At 38.8% G+C, this 15,372-nt stretch carries 9 protein-coding genes and 1 other RNA gene; 8 read left to right on the top strand and 2 right to left on the bottom strand.

The genetic code is table 11. The features are described from left to right. Window positions 1-154 precede the first annotated feature (154 nt). The 8 genes from MSG66_RS16585 to MSG66_RS16550 all read left to right on the top strand — a co-directional run bounded on the left by MSG66_RS16585 (window position 155) and on the right by MSG66_RS16550 (window position 12,778). A complete protein-coding gene (locus tag MSG66_RS16585) occupies window positions 155-1,306 on the top strand; it encodes an EmrA/EmrK family multidrug efflux transporter periplasmic adaptor subunit (protein ID WP_324654656.1) in 1,152 nt (383 codons plus the stop codon). Between the two features lie 6 nt (window positions 1,307-1,312). Beyond that, entirely contained in the window at window positions 1,313-2,839 is a 1,527-nt protein-coding gene (locus MSG66_RS16580) for a DHA2 family efflux MFS transporter permease subunit (RefSeq protein WP_324654655.1), read from the top strand. 304 nt (window positions 2,840-3,143) lie between these two features. Next, on the top strand, window positions 3,144-5,129 hold the full coding sequence (ggt, locus tag MSG66_RS16575) for a gamma-glutamyltransferase (protein ID WP_324654654.1): 1,986 nt from the start codon (window positions 3,144-3,146) through the stop codon (window positions 5,127-5,129). A 160-nt stretch (window positions 5,130-5,289) separates the two neighbouring features. Next, window positions 5,290-5,648: a transfer-messenger RNA gene (gene ssrA, locus MSG66_RS16570) on the top strand. Window positions 5,649-5,947: 299 nt separating this feature from the next. Then, window positions 5,948-7,495, top strand: a complete 1,548-nt coding sequence (locus MSG66_RS16565) for a class I SAM-dependent DNA methyltransferase (protein WP_324654653.1) — start codon at window positions 5,948-5,950, stop codon at window positions 7,493-7,495. Then, window positions 7,492-8,613, top strand: a complete 1,122-nt coding sequence (locus MSG66_RS16560; RefSeq protein ID WP_324654652.1) for a restriction endonuclease subunit S — start codon at window positions 7,492-7,494, stop codon at window positions 8,611-8,613. Before MSG66_RS16565 ends, MSG66_RS16560 begins: the two co-directional genes overlap by 4 nt. Window positions 8,614-8,666: 53 nt before the next feature. Then, window positions 8,667-9,203 (top strand): DUF2939 domain-containing protein, encoded by a 537-nt coding sequence (locus tag MSG66_RS16555; protein WP_324654650.1) that lies wholly within the window; start codon window positions 8,667-8,669, stop codon window positions 9,201-9,203. A 305-nt stretch (window positions 9,204-9,508) separates the two neighbouring features. After that, window positions 9,509-12,778, top strand: a complete 3,270-nt coding sequence (locus MSG66_RS16550; RefSeq protein ID WP_324654649.1) for a type I restriction endonuclease subunit R — start codon at window positions 9,509-9,511, stop codon at window positions 12,776-12,778. Window positions 12,779-13,252: 474 nt separating this feature from the next. On the opposite strand, the gene MSG66_RS16545 is transcribed toward MSG66_RS16550, so the two are convergent. Continuing rightward, the gene (locus MSG66_RS16545) at window positions 13,253-14,764 is read right to left on the bottom strand and encodes an N-6 DNA methylase (RefSeq protein WP_324654648.1); all 1,512 of its coding nucleotides are present in this window, start codon (window positions 14,762-14,764) and stop codon (window positions 13,253-13,255) included. After that, complete coding sequence (locus tag MSG66_RS16540) at window positions 14,748-15,353, bottom strand: restriction endonuclease subunit S (protein WP_324654647.1); 606 nt, start codon at window positions 15,351-15,353, stop codon at window positions 14,748-14,750. The genes MSG66_RS16545 and MSG66_RS16540 overlap by 17 nt, the downstream gene beginning before the upstream one ends. Window positions 15,354-15,372 lie beyond the last annotated feature (19 nt).

Raw genomic sequence — 15,372 nt, 5'->3', positions numbered from 1 at the left:
AGTTATAATTTTTTATTCTCATATCATGAGGTTTTAGCGTTAAAATTAGCTCCTTTTGACAATGCGGTATGTCTTGTTTATAGAAAAATAAAAATCTATAACAGGATGTAGTGCGAGATTGATGGCAAAGCCAACCCATCTTTAGGAACATACCATGACTGATGCACAAAGCAATGTACAAGAAACAGTGCCAACAACATCTGCCTCGGATGACAACAATCAAAACAAGCGCAAAAAATTTCTTGGTTTTTTTGCGCTGATTTTATTGATCGCCGCTATTTTATATGCAATCTGGGCATTATTTTTAAATCATTCCGTGAGTACGGATAATGCCTATGTCGGTGCAGAAACTGCTCAAATCACCTCAATGGTAAGCGGGCAGGTCGCTCAGGTTGTGGTAAAAGACACCCAAACGGTACATCGTGGTGATGTGCTGGTTCGTATTGATGACCGTGATGCCAAAATTGCACTGGCTCAAGCTGAGGCAGAGCTCGCCAAAGCAAAACGCCAATACAAACAAACTGCGGCAAACAGTAGCTCTTTAAACTCTCAAGTTGTGGTGCGTGCCGACGAAATTAACAGTGCTAAAGCGCAAGTTGCTCAAGCACAGGCTGACTACGACAGAGCTGCTTTAGAGCTGAATCGCCGTGCGCAACTTGCCGCGTCTGGTGCAGTGTCTAAAGAAGAACTCACTAAAGCACAAAGTGCAGTTGAAACAGCCAAAGCAGGGCTAGAGCTTGCAAAAGCAGGTTTAGCGCAAGCATCTTCAAGCCGTAAAGCTGCCGAAAGCACCTTAGCTGCAAATGAAGCTTTAATTCAGGGTGTAAATGAAGTTTCAACACCTGATGTACAAGTTGCACAAGCTCATGTTGAACAAGCTCAGCTTGATTTGGACCGTACCGTAATCCGTGCGCCAGTTGATGGCGTAGTGGCTCGTCGTAATATTCAAGTCGGACAACGTGTTGCGCCCGGCACCAGCATGATGATGATTGTGCCGCTCAACGATTTATATGTAGATGCGAACTTTAAAGAAAGTCAGTTGAAAAAAGTCCGTCCGGGTCAAATCGTCACACTTACTTCAGATTTATATGGCGATGACGTTGAATATCACGGCAAAGTGATGGGCTTCTCTGGTGGTACAGGCTCTGCCTTTGCCTTAATTCCGGCTCAAAACGCAACAGGTAACTGGATTAAAGTGGTTCAACGCTTACCAGTGCGTATTGCACTTGACCCGAAAGAACTTGCTGAACACCCACTGCGTGTTGGCTTGTCGATGGAAGCAAAAGTCGACTTATCTGCGAAGTAAACGCTTATGAAAACGCAAACACCTTTTGCCGAACTAAGCGGTGGCCGTTTATTACTGGCAGCGTTTGTTATTGCCTTGTCGAATTTTATGGTCGTGCTCGATACGACCATTGCCAACGTATCTGTACCACACATTACCGGTAACCTTGCTGTTTCAAGTACACAAGGCACATGGGTTGTTACCTCCTATGCAGTTGCAGAAGCGATTTGTGTACCTTTAACGGGTTGGCTTGCGGGCCGCTTTGGAACCGTCCGAGTCTTTATTTTTGGCCTGATTGGTTTTACCATTTTTTCTTTTTTGTGCGGCCTAGCAAACTCGTTAGGCATGCTGGTGTTTTTCCGTATTGGACAAGGTCTATGCGGTGGCCCACTTATGCCACTCAGCCAAACTTTGCTCATGCGTATTTTCCCTAAAGAAAAACATGCGCAGGCGATGGGCCTCTGGGCAATGACCACAGTGGTTGGACCAATTTTAGGACCAATTTTGGGTGGTCTGATTAGTGACAACCTGTCTTGGCACTGGATTTTCTTTATTAACATTCCGGTCGGCATTATTTGTGTTTTAGCGGCAATCCGTTTGCTCAAACCAGCCGAAACAGAAACGATTTCTTTAAGAATCGACACCGTCGGTTTAGGTCTGTTAATACTCTGGATTGGTGCGCTACAGCTCATGCTCGATTTAGGGCATGAACGCGACTGGTTTAACAGCACCAGCATTGTGGTACTCGCTTTAACTGCCGCCATTGGGTTTGTGGTGTTCCTCATATGGGAGCTGACCGACAAGCACCCCGTGGTGGATGTGAAGGTGTTCAGGCATAGGGGCTTTGCGATTTCGGTACTGGCCTTGTCACTCGGTTTTGGAGCCTTCTTTGGCAGTATTGTACTGATTCCGCAGTGGCTGCAAATGAACCTTTCCTACACCGCCACGTGGGCCGGCTATTTAACTGCAACCATGGGCTTTGGTAGTTTGACTATGTCACCGATTGTGGCAAAGCTTTCGACCAAACATGACCCACGTGCGCTTGCAAGCTTTGGCCTGATTTTGCTGGGTGCTGTGACCTTAATGCGGGCGTTCTGGACCACAGATGCCGACTTTATGGCACTGGCTTGGCCGCAAATCTTGCAAGGCTTTGCCGTACCGTTCTTCTTTATTCCATTGTCGAACATTGCACTGGGTTCGGTGTTGCAGCAAGAAATTGCATCTGCCGCGGGCCTCATGAACTTTTTAAGAACCATGGCAGGGGCGATTGGTGCTTCAATTGCAGTTACGGTGTGGGACGACCACGCCAAAGTTGCGCGTAGTGAAATGGTGTCCAACCTGAACACTGCTGAAGTTCAAAATAACCTTGTGCAAAATGGTTTTTCGGCTGATTCAACATTAGGAATCATTTCAAACCTCGTCGATAAAGAAGCCATTACCATGTCGGCAAACCATGTATTTTTACTGTTTGCGATGGTGTTTGTCTTTGCGGGGCTGGTCATTTGGCTGTGTCCAAAACCCAAAGGGGACGTTGGCGGAATGCCTTCTCACTAAACATCAAAAGCATCTCTTCGGAGGTGCTTTTTTTAGGTCTTTTAAAAAATAAACTGCATCTGCAAATGGCAGATTTTGCCTGTATTTAGCGAAATAAAGCATGCCAGAATCGGGCAAATCAGTTATAAAAGAGTGTGATATCAAGCAAGGAGGCACAAGATAGGGCACAGGATAAATCGCCCTGAAACATTCAATATTATAAAACCTTATTTTTATCAAAGATTAAAAAAACTTAATACCTGAAAACAAAGAAGCTTGCATAGCAATTGCATGGATAGGCAGGCGTATATATTGGAGTTATCACGTGAATAAAAGATATTCATTTTTGTTCAGTAGTTTATTAGCAGTTGGTTTATTACAAGGATGTGGAGATGACTCCTCGTCAGATCAGCCCAAGGATGATTCAAATACAACCCCACCCAATTTAATTGTAGATAATGACCCCACCAGTTGTAGCAAACTGGCACAAGACGGTTCAAGCGTGGTGGTCGGTTCAAATCAAAATGGTGACCCAGCCGCGCCTGAGGGTGCATCGGGTTATAGACTCGGTAACACCGTTAAATACGCAGATAAATATATGGTGGTGGCAAACACGCCACTTGCAGTAAAAGCGGGCTGTGATGTTTTAAGAGCAGGCGGTAGTGCAGTCGATGCCGCCGTTGCGGTACAAGCGGTGCTGGGTCTGGTTGAACCACAGTCGAGCACGATTGCGGGTAGTGGTTTTATGATGTATTACGACGCCAAAACCAAAAAAGTCACGGCGTATGATGGCCGTGAAACTGCACCAGCCGCAGCCAATGAATATTATTTAATTCGCCAAGATATATATGATCCAAATTCACCAGCACCTGTACCAAGTGCGCGTCGTAGTGGTCGCTCGATTGGTGTGCCGGGTGTGATGCGTTTGCTTGAACAAGCACAACAAGAACATGGCAAGCTTAAGTGGAACCAGCTTTTTGGCGAAGCGATTGGTTTGGCTGACAACGGTTTCCGTATTCCGGGGCGTTTGGCAGATGCAATTGCAATCAATGCAAACAGCTTAGCGCTTGATGCAAATGCAATGGCAACCTATTTCTACCCAGATGGTTCACCTCGTAAAGTGGGTGAGACTATGACTAATAAAGCCTATGCAAAAACCCTAGAAGCACTTGCCACGCAAGGCGCAAATGCGCTGCACACGGGACCAATTGCTCAAGCGATTGTGGCAAAAGCAGCCCAGACGATGGGGGATGACCCAGCAAAAACTCCAATTACCCCAAGTTTAATGACCTTGCAGGATTTATCGAACTATCAGGTTAAAAAACGCGACCCGATTTGTACGACGTACCGTGACCGTTACTATGTCTGTACCATGCCGCCTCCATCTTCGGGAGGGATTGCAGTTGCTCAAACGCTGGGTATTTTAGAAAACTTTGATATGTCGCTGTATCCACCTAAAAACCCTGAAAATGAAGGCGGTGTGCCAGATGTGATGGGTGTGCATTTAGTGTCTGAGGCAGAACGTTTGGCCTACGCTGACCGTGACAAATATGTAGCAGACACTGATTTTGTCGCTTTACCAGCACAGGGCATTGCAAGCTTTATTGATAAAAATTACTTAAAACAACGTGCAGCACTGATTAACCCGAACCAAAGTATGGGCGTTGCGTCAGCAGGTAATTTCAACCCAGCTTCGGGTGTCGACACGACTGTTGAACACGGAACAACTCAGTTCACGATTGTAGATGCCTATGGCAATGTGGTTTCAATGACTTCGACTGTTGAATCGAGCATGGGTTCATTCCACATGGTGGATGGTTTCTTGCTGTCGAACCAGTTAACTGACTTTAGCGCCAACCCGCTTGATAGCACTGGGGCACTGGTTGCCAACCGCGTAGAAGGGGGCAAACGCCCACGAAGTACCATGGCGCCAACCTTAGTGTTTAAAGGCACCACGCCAGATGAGTTTTATATGGCAACAGGTTCACCAGGTGGCGGTACCATCATTCAATATGTGGTTAAAACTTTGGTAGGGGCGCTGGACTGGAACTTAAACGCACAGCAAGCCACCTCGCTTGTAAACTTTGGCGCGACCAATAGCAAAAACACCAATGTAGATAGCTCGAATGTGCAGCTTTCTTTGCTTGATTTGATTGAAGGCTTAAAAGCAAAAGGGCATGGCGTTGCCAACACTGCGCAAACCAGCGGTATTTCAACGATTATGAAAGTAAACATTAATAATCAAAGTAAATACGCAGGTGGGGTAGACCCACGCCGTGAAGGTATTGTGTTAGGCAATGGTGCTTTATAGACCACACTTTAAAAAAAGCTGTCTTTTTTGGCAGCTTTTTTATGTAACCCTTGAAAAAAATAAAAGGCTCTCCATTATGTAAATATGTTTATCAGTAGCGGACTGTTGATAAAATGCACAGTATTTTATTTTAGTTATGCTATGATGCTCATACATTCATGGGGATGTTATTGGCTTCGACGCTGGTGATGAAACTCATAGATGCATGCCGAGAGCGCATTTTCTCTCGTAAATCAAATTTGCATATTTTAGTCGCAAACGACGAAACTTACGCTCTAGCTGCCTAAGGGCAGTTTGTCCGCTTCCTAGAATACTTGTGGTTTAGGAACCCGACCGTAGCGCACGCACACAAGTCCGTATAGAGTCAAGCCTCGGGGCTTTATACCAAACTTAGAGGATCGCAACTTGTACCCTGTTCGTCGGGTCACAAGGTGTTAAAACAATAGACGATATCTAAGCATGTAGTATTCTCGAGCGTAATGCTGGCGGACGCGGGTTCAACTCCCGCCATCTCCACCAAATACTAAAATTTATATAACTCAGTATGATGTTATATAAGACCAAAAGCCTTAACTATCAGTAGTTAAGGCTTTTTTTATGCTGTTATATTAACTTTACCTAAACCTTCAACAAATAGAAAAGCTCGAAGTAACAGTATTGCAGAATAATACAGGACTGCTCCATCTTCTTTTAAGTTCTATCGAAAATTTGGAATATTTGAAATATACGATAGGTAATTTAAGTAACTACTTACACAGCTTCTCACATTTGTTAGTATTCCCACCCAATTAGTAAGTCTGTTGTATTAAGGATCATTGATGGCTCGCACTCCTAAACAAACGAAACAAGAACCTTTAGAGGTGGTTTTATGGAAAGCGGCAGATAAGCTTCGGAAGAATATTGATGCTGCTGAGTACAAGCATATTGTTCTTGGTTTAATTTTCCTTAAGTACATCTCTGATTCATTTGAAGCTCACTATAATTTGCTGGTTTCGGGTGAAGGTGAGTTTAATGGGGCTGATCCAGAAGATCGTGATGAATACACGGCGTATAACGTTTTCTTTGTTCCTGAGACAGCCCGATGGTCTTATCTATTAGAACAAGCTAAGCAACCATCTATTGGAGTTATTGTTGATGCTGCAATGGAAGCTATTGAGAATGAGAACCCTCAGCTTAAAGGAGTACTTCCTAAAGTTTATGCACGCCAGAATCTCGATCCTACGAGCTTAGGTGAGTTGATTGACTTAATAGGTAACATTGCACTAGGCGATGCAAAATCTCGCTCTGCCGACGTGTTAGGGCATGTATTTGAATACTTCCTTGGAGAGTTCGCCTTAGCTGAAGGTAAACAGGGCGGGCAGTTCTATACGCCTAAATCTATTGTAAGTCTCTTGGTGGAAATGCTAGAGCCATATAAAGGACGTGTTTTTGATCCATGTTGTGGTTCGGGGGGGATGTTTGTTCAATCAGAGAAGTTTGTTGAGTCACATCAAGGTTTAATTGATGACATCTCTATTTATGGACAAGAGAGTAATCAGACTACATGGCGATTGGCTAAGATGAACTTGGCAATTCGCGGTATTAACTCCGAGCATGTGAAATGGAATACTGAGGGTTCATTCCTCAATGATGCACATAAAGATTTAAAAGCAGATTATATTATTGCCAATCCACCATTTAACGTTTCAGATTGGAGTGGTGAACAATTAATTGGTGATGCTCGCTGGTCTTTAGGTACACCGCCTGCGGGTAATGCTAACTTTGCATGGATGCAGCATTTCCTTTACCACATGTCACCGAAGGGTCAGGCAGGTGTAGTTCTTTCGAAAGGTGCATTAACTTCTAAGACTAGTGGTGAGGGTGAAATTCGTAAGGCTCTAGTGAATGAAGCTAATGTGATTGACTGTATTGTTAATCTACCTGCAAAACTATTCCTGAACACTCAGATTCCTGCTGCTTTGTGGTTTATGCGTCGTGATCGTGTAGGTTCAACCCAGTATCAAGATCGTAGTAAAGAGATCCTATTCATTGATGCTCGTAACCTAGGTCACTTGATTAACCGCAGATCCAAAGTCCTCTCTGATGACGACATCAAGCTGATCACTGATACATACCATAACTGGCGAAACAAAGGTGGTGAGTATGAAGATGTAGCGGGCTTCTGTGCTTCTGTGCCCCTAGAGAAAGTAGCTGAACTTGATTATGTGCTTACACCAGGTCGTTATGTTGGTTTAGCTGATGATGAAGATGAGTTCGACTTTAAAGAACGCTTTATAACCCTTAAGGCTGAGTTTGAAGCACAGCTTGCTGAGGAGGCAAAGCTCAATAAAGCTATTGTTGATAACTTACTGAAGGTGATTGTATGAATTGGGAGCTAAGACCTTTAGATGAAGTTATAGAATACTTTATTGATTACAGAGGGAAAACTCCTAGTAAAACCACTCATGGCATTCCATTGATTACAGCAAAGATCGTAAAAGATGGTCGTCTACTAGATGCTAATGAGTTTATAGCTTTAGAAGATTATGAGAATTGGATGACCCGTGGCTATCCTGAAATTGATGATATTGTTTTGACAACAGAAGCTCCCTTGGGAGAGGTTGCTTTGATCAAAGATAAAAATGTTGCACTTGCTCAAAGGATCATCACTTTAAGAGGCTATAAGGATAGATTGGATAATAGATTCTTAAAGTATTGGTTTCAATCTGAATATGGTCAATATGAGTTAGATGCGCGTGCTTCGGGTACAACTGTATTTGGTATAAAAGCATCTGTTTTAAAGAAAATTCTTGTTCCTGTACCATGTTTAGCTGAACAAAAAGTCATAGCCTCTGTTCTTTTATCACTCGATGACAAGATTAACTTACTCCTTCGTCAGAACAAAACTTTAGAAGAGATGGCTGAAACACTGTTTCGCCAATGGTTTATTGAGGAAGTAAAAGAGGATTGGAAATTAGGAACTTTAGAGCACCTAATTGACCTAAAGTATGGCAAAGCATTGAAGCAAGAGAATCGTTCGGGTTCGGGTTATCCTGTTGTTGCTTCTAGTGGAGTTGTTGGATTTCATAATGAATATCTGGTGGAAGGACCGGGTATCGTGATAGGTCGTAAAGGGACACTGGGTAAAGTTTACTTTATGGAAGATAGCTTTTATCCTATTGATACAAGCTATTTTATCAAAACGAAAATTCCTGAAAGTAACTTGCTTTTTGAATACTACTTACTCAAATCATCGGACTTTGCTAACATGAATAGTGATTCTGCTGTTCCTGGTTTGAATAGGAATCTCGCTTTAGGCACCGCGGTTCAAATTCCGCCTTTAGAAAGAATAGCTGAGTTTAATAAATTAGCTAAACCATGGTTTAGTAAAATTTATACGAATACAAAGCAAATCCAAACACTCGAAAAAATACGAGATACTTTACTTCCTAAACTGATGAGTGGTGAAGTTCGGGTAGAATATAAAAAAGTAGATGCTGAATAACTTTAAGGTGAGGTTACTTTTTACCTCGCCATTTTATAATTAGCGAGTTAATCATGAATAAAAAAGTTTTAGGGGTAATCTTTGGATTAAGCATTTTGATTCTTGGATACTTATATGCTTCGCCTTATCTTGCCATCAATAGCATTAAGAATGCTGCACAAGCAGGAGATAGTGAAAAGATATCAAAGTACATTGACTATCCAAGTGTTCGCCAGAGTTTTAAAGATCAAATGAATGCTTATATGTTCAAAGAAATGGCATCTAAAAAAGCTGATGGTTGGGAAGCTTTAGGAGCGATGATGGCATCAACAATGGTTGATAAAATGATTGATGCTTTTATTACACCAGAGGGAATGACTTTGATGCTACAAGGCAAAGACCTAAAAAGTACATCGAATAGTTCAGATGAACATCAAGTGTCGGAAGCTAAAGAAAAGACAAAACCAGAGTATATTTCACGCTATACATCAATGAACGATTTTGAGGTCGTAGTTAAAGATCAGGATAAAGCTAAAGAAGTCAAAGTAATGATGGTTCGTGATGGTTTAAGTTGGAAAATTAATAAGATCGTCGTGCCACTTGAAAAATGACTCTCTGAATAAATAAAGATTAAATTTAAGGACTATTAACATATGAATAGTCCTTAAATTTAGATAGCTTGCTCAAAAGCTCTTAAGTTAGGAATAAAGTTATAGCCATGATAATGTTTACATAGCTTTTTCTCAGGTGACAGTTTATGCCACAGTGCCTCAGAAAATGGTTTCATGGATTTATATAGAACAGCATTTAATAAGTGCAAATGAAAACCAATCACCCTTAAGTCTTATTAGGCTGAATTCGGAACCACATTGTGATAATGTAAGCATATGACTTTATAAGAATATACTGGGGAAGTATGTCTAAAATGATTGAATCAGACATAGAGCTGATGGCAATAAAACAACTTGAGGCTTTAGGTTATAGCTATTTATATGGTCCTGATATTGAATCTAAAGCTAATAATCCTCTAAGAAGTTATAAGCAAGTCATTTTAGAGTCTAAAGTGCTAGAAGCATTGCAACGCTTGAATCCCAGGATAAGTGATGAAAAATGTATTGAAGCATTAAAAAGAATTACTAATATTCAATCCCCAGATTTACTTTCTAATAATCAGAATTTTCATCGTTTATTAACAGAAGGAATTAATATTGAGATTACCAAAGAGGGTAATACTCAAGGTGAGCTTGCATGGCTTATTGATTTTAATAATCCGATGAATAATGAATTCCATGTTGTAAATCAAATTACAATTAGAGAGGACCGTTGGACTCGTCGTCCAGACATGATCATTTATGTAAATGGTTTGCCATTAGTGGTAATTGAGCTTAAAAATGCAACTAATGATAATGCTACGGTTGAAGGAGCTTATAAGCAAATACAGACTTATAAAAGCCAGATTCAATCCCTATTTACATATAACGCTTTCAATATCATTTCCGATGGCTTAGAGGCGAAAGCAGGGACTATTTCTGCAGATCTAAGTCGATACATGGCATGGAAGACTACAAATGGTCAAACTAAGGCAAAGAAGACACAGGCACAGCTTGAGGTTTTAATTCAAGGATTGCTCAATCCAGTTACATTGCTAGATATGATCCGACACTTCATCGTATTTGAGTCTAGTAAACAAGAAGATGCAAATGGCTTAATTACAATTAAAACAATTAAGAAGATGGCTGCTTACCATCAATACTATGCAGTGAATGCCGCTGTACTATCTACCATCAGAGCCTCTGCTGTAAATACAGAGTCTAAATCAGCAGAAATTGCATTGCAGCAGCAAGGAAGAAGTAAATTAGAGCTAGTGCAGCAACAAGCTGTAGGTGATAGAAAAGCAGGTGTAGTTTGGCATACTCAGGGTTCTGGTAAATCTTTATCTATGGTTTTCTACACTGGGAAAGTAGTTCTTGCCCTAGATAATCCAACAATCGTAGTCATTACTGATCGTAATGATTTAGATGATCAACTATTTGGGACATTTGCAGCATCAAGCCAACTGCTCAGACAAACACCAAAACAAGCTGAATCACGAGAAGAGCTTAAAGGATTACTCAAAGTTGGTTCTGGTGGAGTGATCTTTACCACCATTCAAAAGTTCCAACCAGAAGATGGTGGCAGTGTTTACGAGGAACTATCGGATCGGACAAACATTGTTGTTATCGCTGATGAGGCACATCGCTCTCAGTATGGTTTCAATGCAAAAGAAGTCGATGTTAAAGATAGTGATGGCAAAGTTATTGGTAAACGTACTGTGTATGGTTTTGCTAAATACATGCGTGATGCTCTCCCTAAAGCAACCTATCTTGGATTTACAGGCACACCAATTGAGAAAACAGATGTAAATACACCTGCTGTTTTTGGTAACTATGTAGACATTTATGACATCTCTCAGGCAGTAGAAGATGGCGCAACTGTTCGAATCTTCTATGAGAGCCGTTTAGCTAAAATTACAATCAGTGATGAAGGCAAAGAGTTAATCCAGCAATTTGATGAACAGTTCAGTGAAGACGATCTAAACCAGACTCAGAAAGAGCGTGCAAAGTGGGCGAGAGTAGAGGGATTAATTGGCAGCAAAGATCGCATCAAGGCTATTGCGAAAGATATAGTTGAGCATTTTGAACAGCGTCTAATTGCAAATGCTACTCAAGGTAAAGGCATGATTGTCAGTATGTCACGCCGTATCGCAGTAGAACTCTACAACGAGATTGTCAAAATTAAGCCTGAGTGGCACAGCGACGATTTAAATGATGGTGTAATCAAAGTTGTTATGACTGCATCTGCATCTGATGGAGAGGACATTGCTAAGCATCATACAACTAAACAGCAACGCCAAACATTAGCAAATCGAATGAAAGATGATGACGACAAGCTTAAACTCGTTATCGTTAGAGATATGTGGCTTACTGGTTTTGATGCGCCAAGTATGCATACACTTTATATCGACAAACCAATGAAAGGTCATAGTCTCATGCAAGCTATTGCACGAGTAAACCGAGTTCATAAGGATAAGATTGGTGGATTGGTCGTTGATTATTTAGGTATTGCTTCTGATCTGAAAGAAGCCTTGTCCTTTTATTCTGAAGCAGGTGGTAAAGGTGATCCTGCACTTATACAAGATGAAGCAGCAACAATCTTGCAAGAAAAACTCGAAGTCATAGATGGCATTATGCATGGTTATGATTATCGAGAGTACTTCACAGCAAATACTTCACAAAAGCTAAATATCATTTTAGAAGCTGAAGATCATATTTTAGGTGTAGATCAAGGGCAGGGGAAAAACAGATTTCTCAATGCAGTAACGGCTATGTCTCAAGCTTTTGGTTTAGCAACACCCCACCCAACAGCAATGGAATCAGCGCATGTAGTGGCTTTCTTTCAGGCAGTAAAGGCACGCTTAACTAAATTTGGTGATGGGTCGGGATCAATTTCTGGACTAAGTAATGCTCAATTAGAAGCTAAAGTTAAGCAGACTATTGATGAGGCATTGGTAACAGAGAAAGTCGTAGATATTTTTGATGCCGCAGGTATTCAAAAGCCCGACATTTCAATTCTTTCTGATGAGTTCATGCAAGAGATGAAAGACTATCAGCATAAGAATATTGCTTTAGAAACTTTGAAAAAGCTCTTGAATGATGAAATCAAAATGCGCGGGCAACGTAGTATTACCCAAGGTAAGAAACTTATAGATATGCTTAACTCGTCTATTAAGAGTTACCAAAATAAAGTTCTTACTGCGGCAGAAGTAATTGATGAGCTGATCAAGTTGGCTAAAGCAATTCAGGAGTCTGACAAACTTGCAGAAGAATTAAAGCTAACTGAATATGAATATGCTTTCTATTCTGCTGTTGCTGAGAATGAAAGTGCGAAAGAGCTTATGCAGAAAGAAATTCTGCGTGAACTCGCCGTTGTACTAACAGCATCAATTCGTAAAAGTGTTACCTTGGATTGGACAATCAAAGAATCTGCACGAGCTAAATTACGAGTCATCGTTAAACGATTACTTAAGAAATATGGTTATCCCCCTGATATGGCTTTATTAGCTACTGAAACAGTTTTGGAGCAAGCTGAGCAGTTGGCAGAGGAGTTAGCCCAATTAGAAGAAAATACAGTTGAAAGTATTGTTTGATCTATATTTATTCAAACAATTCAACTTTTCTTCTCATACATCCATGAAGACATCCATTATAGATAAGGGATAATAATAATTATCTAAAAACAATGAGATGACATGTCGGTTCGAGTCTGACCCTCGGGATGATGTTTACTGATGTTGGATTGATAAAAGAAGGTGTGATTGAATCTGTTGAAATTAAGTAAGATTTTCATTCTATTTAAAATTTGGATAGGGTGAAGATAGAGGATAGGACAGTAAGAACTAATGATTTTATCCTAGTCTGTATCGCTTATTAATATAAATTTTATTTCATCAAATATAATAATTAGTTTGGTATGCGCCATTTCTACCAAAATAATTTTAAATAAATAAGCCACTTATCGCAAGTGGCTTTTTATTGACAGGATTTTGATAGACATAGTCTTTTTACATTTTCCCAAGCCTATTTTTTTGATCATTGTGAATGGCGATAGTTAAAACTTATAACTATTTATCCTTTAATCTCCATTCATTTAAATAACTTTGCATTTCATTTTCAAGGATATGCAATTCTTTTTTTAGATTATGATGCTCTTCTTGAATTGCATCTAAATTAACTTTAATATTTATTTTTTTATGCTTAATATATCTTGAAATGTTTAAGTTATATTCATTGTCACGAATCTCATTTATATCGGCAGTATAAACAAAATCATCTATAATATTATCCTGCTTATAAGAAGTTACAATTTCATCAATATTTTCTTTACTTAAAGAATTTAAATTCTTGTCAAATACAAATTTTTTAGAAGCATCAATAAACTTTATATTGTTATGATTCTTATTTTTTTTCAATATTAATACAACAATAGGGATAGTTGTACCGAAAATAAGTTTTTCAGGTAGTCCAATGACTGCATCAATTAGATTTTTTTTAATTAGATTTTTTCGAATTTCAGCTTCAGATCCACTTCTGAATAAAACTCCATTAGGAACTATAATTGCCATACGTCCATTATCATTAATTGAATTAATCATATGTAGGATAAAAGCAAAATCACCTTTAGATTTGGGCGGCATTCCAAATGTAAAACGTTTAAATTTATCATTTATTAATTCATCATACCCCCAGTTATTTAACGTAAATGGTGGATTTGATATAGCAATATCAAATTGTATTAAATTACTATTTTGATCGATGAATTTAGGGTCTAAAAGTGTATTACCTAATTCAAGTGTATGAGATAAATTGTCATGCAAAATCATATTTAAAATTGCAATTGCATGTGTTCTAGCATTTATTTCTTGGCCAAATAATAGGCAATTATCTTCATCTCTATGATTTTCTATAAAATAATTATTAAAGCTTAATAGTAAGGATCCTGTACCACATGCAGGGTCATATATTGTTTGTGATTTTTTTGGGGGTATTAATTTTACTAGTAACTCATTTAATGAGCTTTGAGTGTAGGATTGACCAGAATTTCTACTATCAATTAGTGAAAAATAACTTATATAGGATTCAAAAATTTTACCAGCTTCAATGGAAACTTTATCTTTTCTAAGTTTGCTATTAATTTTTTCAACTATATTAAATAGTTTTCTAAATAGTAAATCACTTTCTTTTATTTCCAAGTATTTAGTTTTATTATTAGATAAGCCAAAATTGTTATTTTTGAATAGAGTATGGTTTTTAGAAATAAACTGATATATAGCTTCTTCAAAGCGACTACTATTATTATTTAGATGGCTTTTGGATAATAAGTAATCAAAATCAGATTCTTTTGGAAGAATAATTTTTTGTTTATCAAAATAAACACTATTATCTTCTTCAGCTATTATTTTTATTTTATAATCTGAATTATTTTCCATTTTGATAGTTTTAATAAGGCGGAAAAAAAGCATTACTAAAAATATAGGTTTATAATCATCAAATGTAATAATTCCCCTTACGAGATCTAGGTTTTCTGATAAATCTTTATGGAATATATATTGGTTTAAATCATTTGCTGTAATCATTCAACTCTCCATAATTAATCTTTTTGCATAATTCATTAAAAAATAAGTCATTAATTTCGATTAATCTTTTATAGATCTTTCTTTGAGTTGACCAATTTTTTTGAATATTACTAATATTTAATTGCTGCTCAATTGGGGGGATTTTCCACTCAAGGCTAGATACATTTTTAAGATTTATCTTACTAATATTAGAACCTTCACTAAATTGATTTAGTATGTTCTGACCTTCTGGAGAATTGAGAAACCAATGTAAATAATAGGGATCAATCTTCTGTTCATTACACCGAATGACTGCCACCTGATTATTAGTAATAATAGGGAAGTCTATATTTTTATCAATAATAGCGGCTGAAAAAATAGGGCCACGTAATCTTAACAAAATGTCATCTTTTGATAAAAAGTGCTGAACTGGGTTAGTTTCTGGTATAACCTTAGGAAGATTCTGAAAATCAATAGCTTCATCAGGACTTATATCTTTAGTTTGAATAAGATAGCATGTGCCTTGATCTCCAGCATCATTTATTGCTTTCTTAAATGGTAAACCTAATCTAATTTCTGCTACATCATTTAATTTTATTGATTCAAACATATAGAACCTCATTGGGAGA

It is taken from the genome of Acinetobacter sp. IK31, from assembly GCF_035615195.1.
In the GTDB taxonomy this organism is placed as follows: Bacteria; Pseudomonadota; Gammaproteobacteria; order Pseudomonadales; family Moraxellaceae; genus Acinetobacter; species Acinetobacter calcoaceticus_C.
The sequence above is the reverse complement of the archived record's forward strand: the minus strand, read 5'-3'. Positions and strand labels throughout refer to the sequence as shown.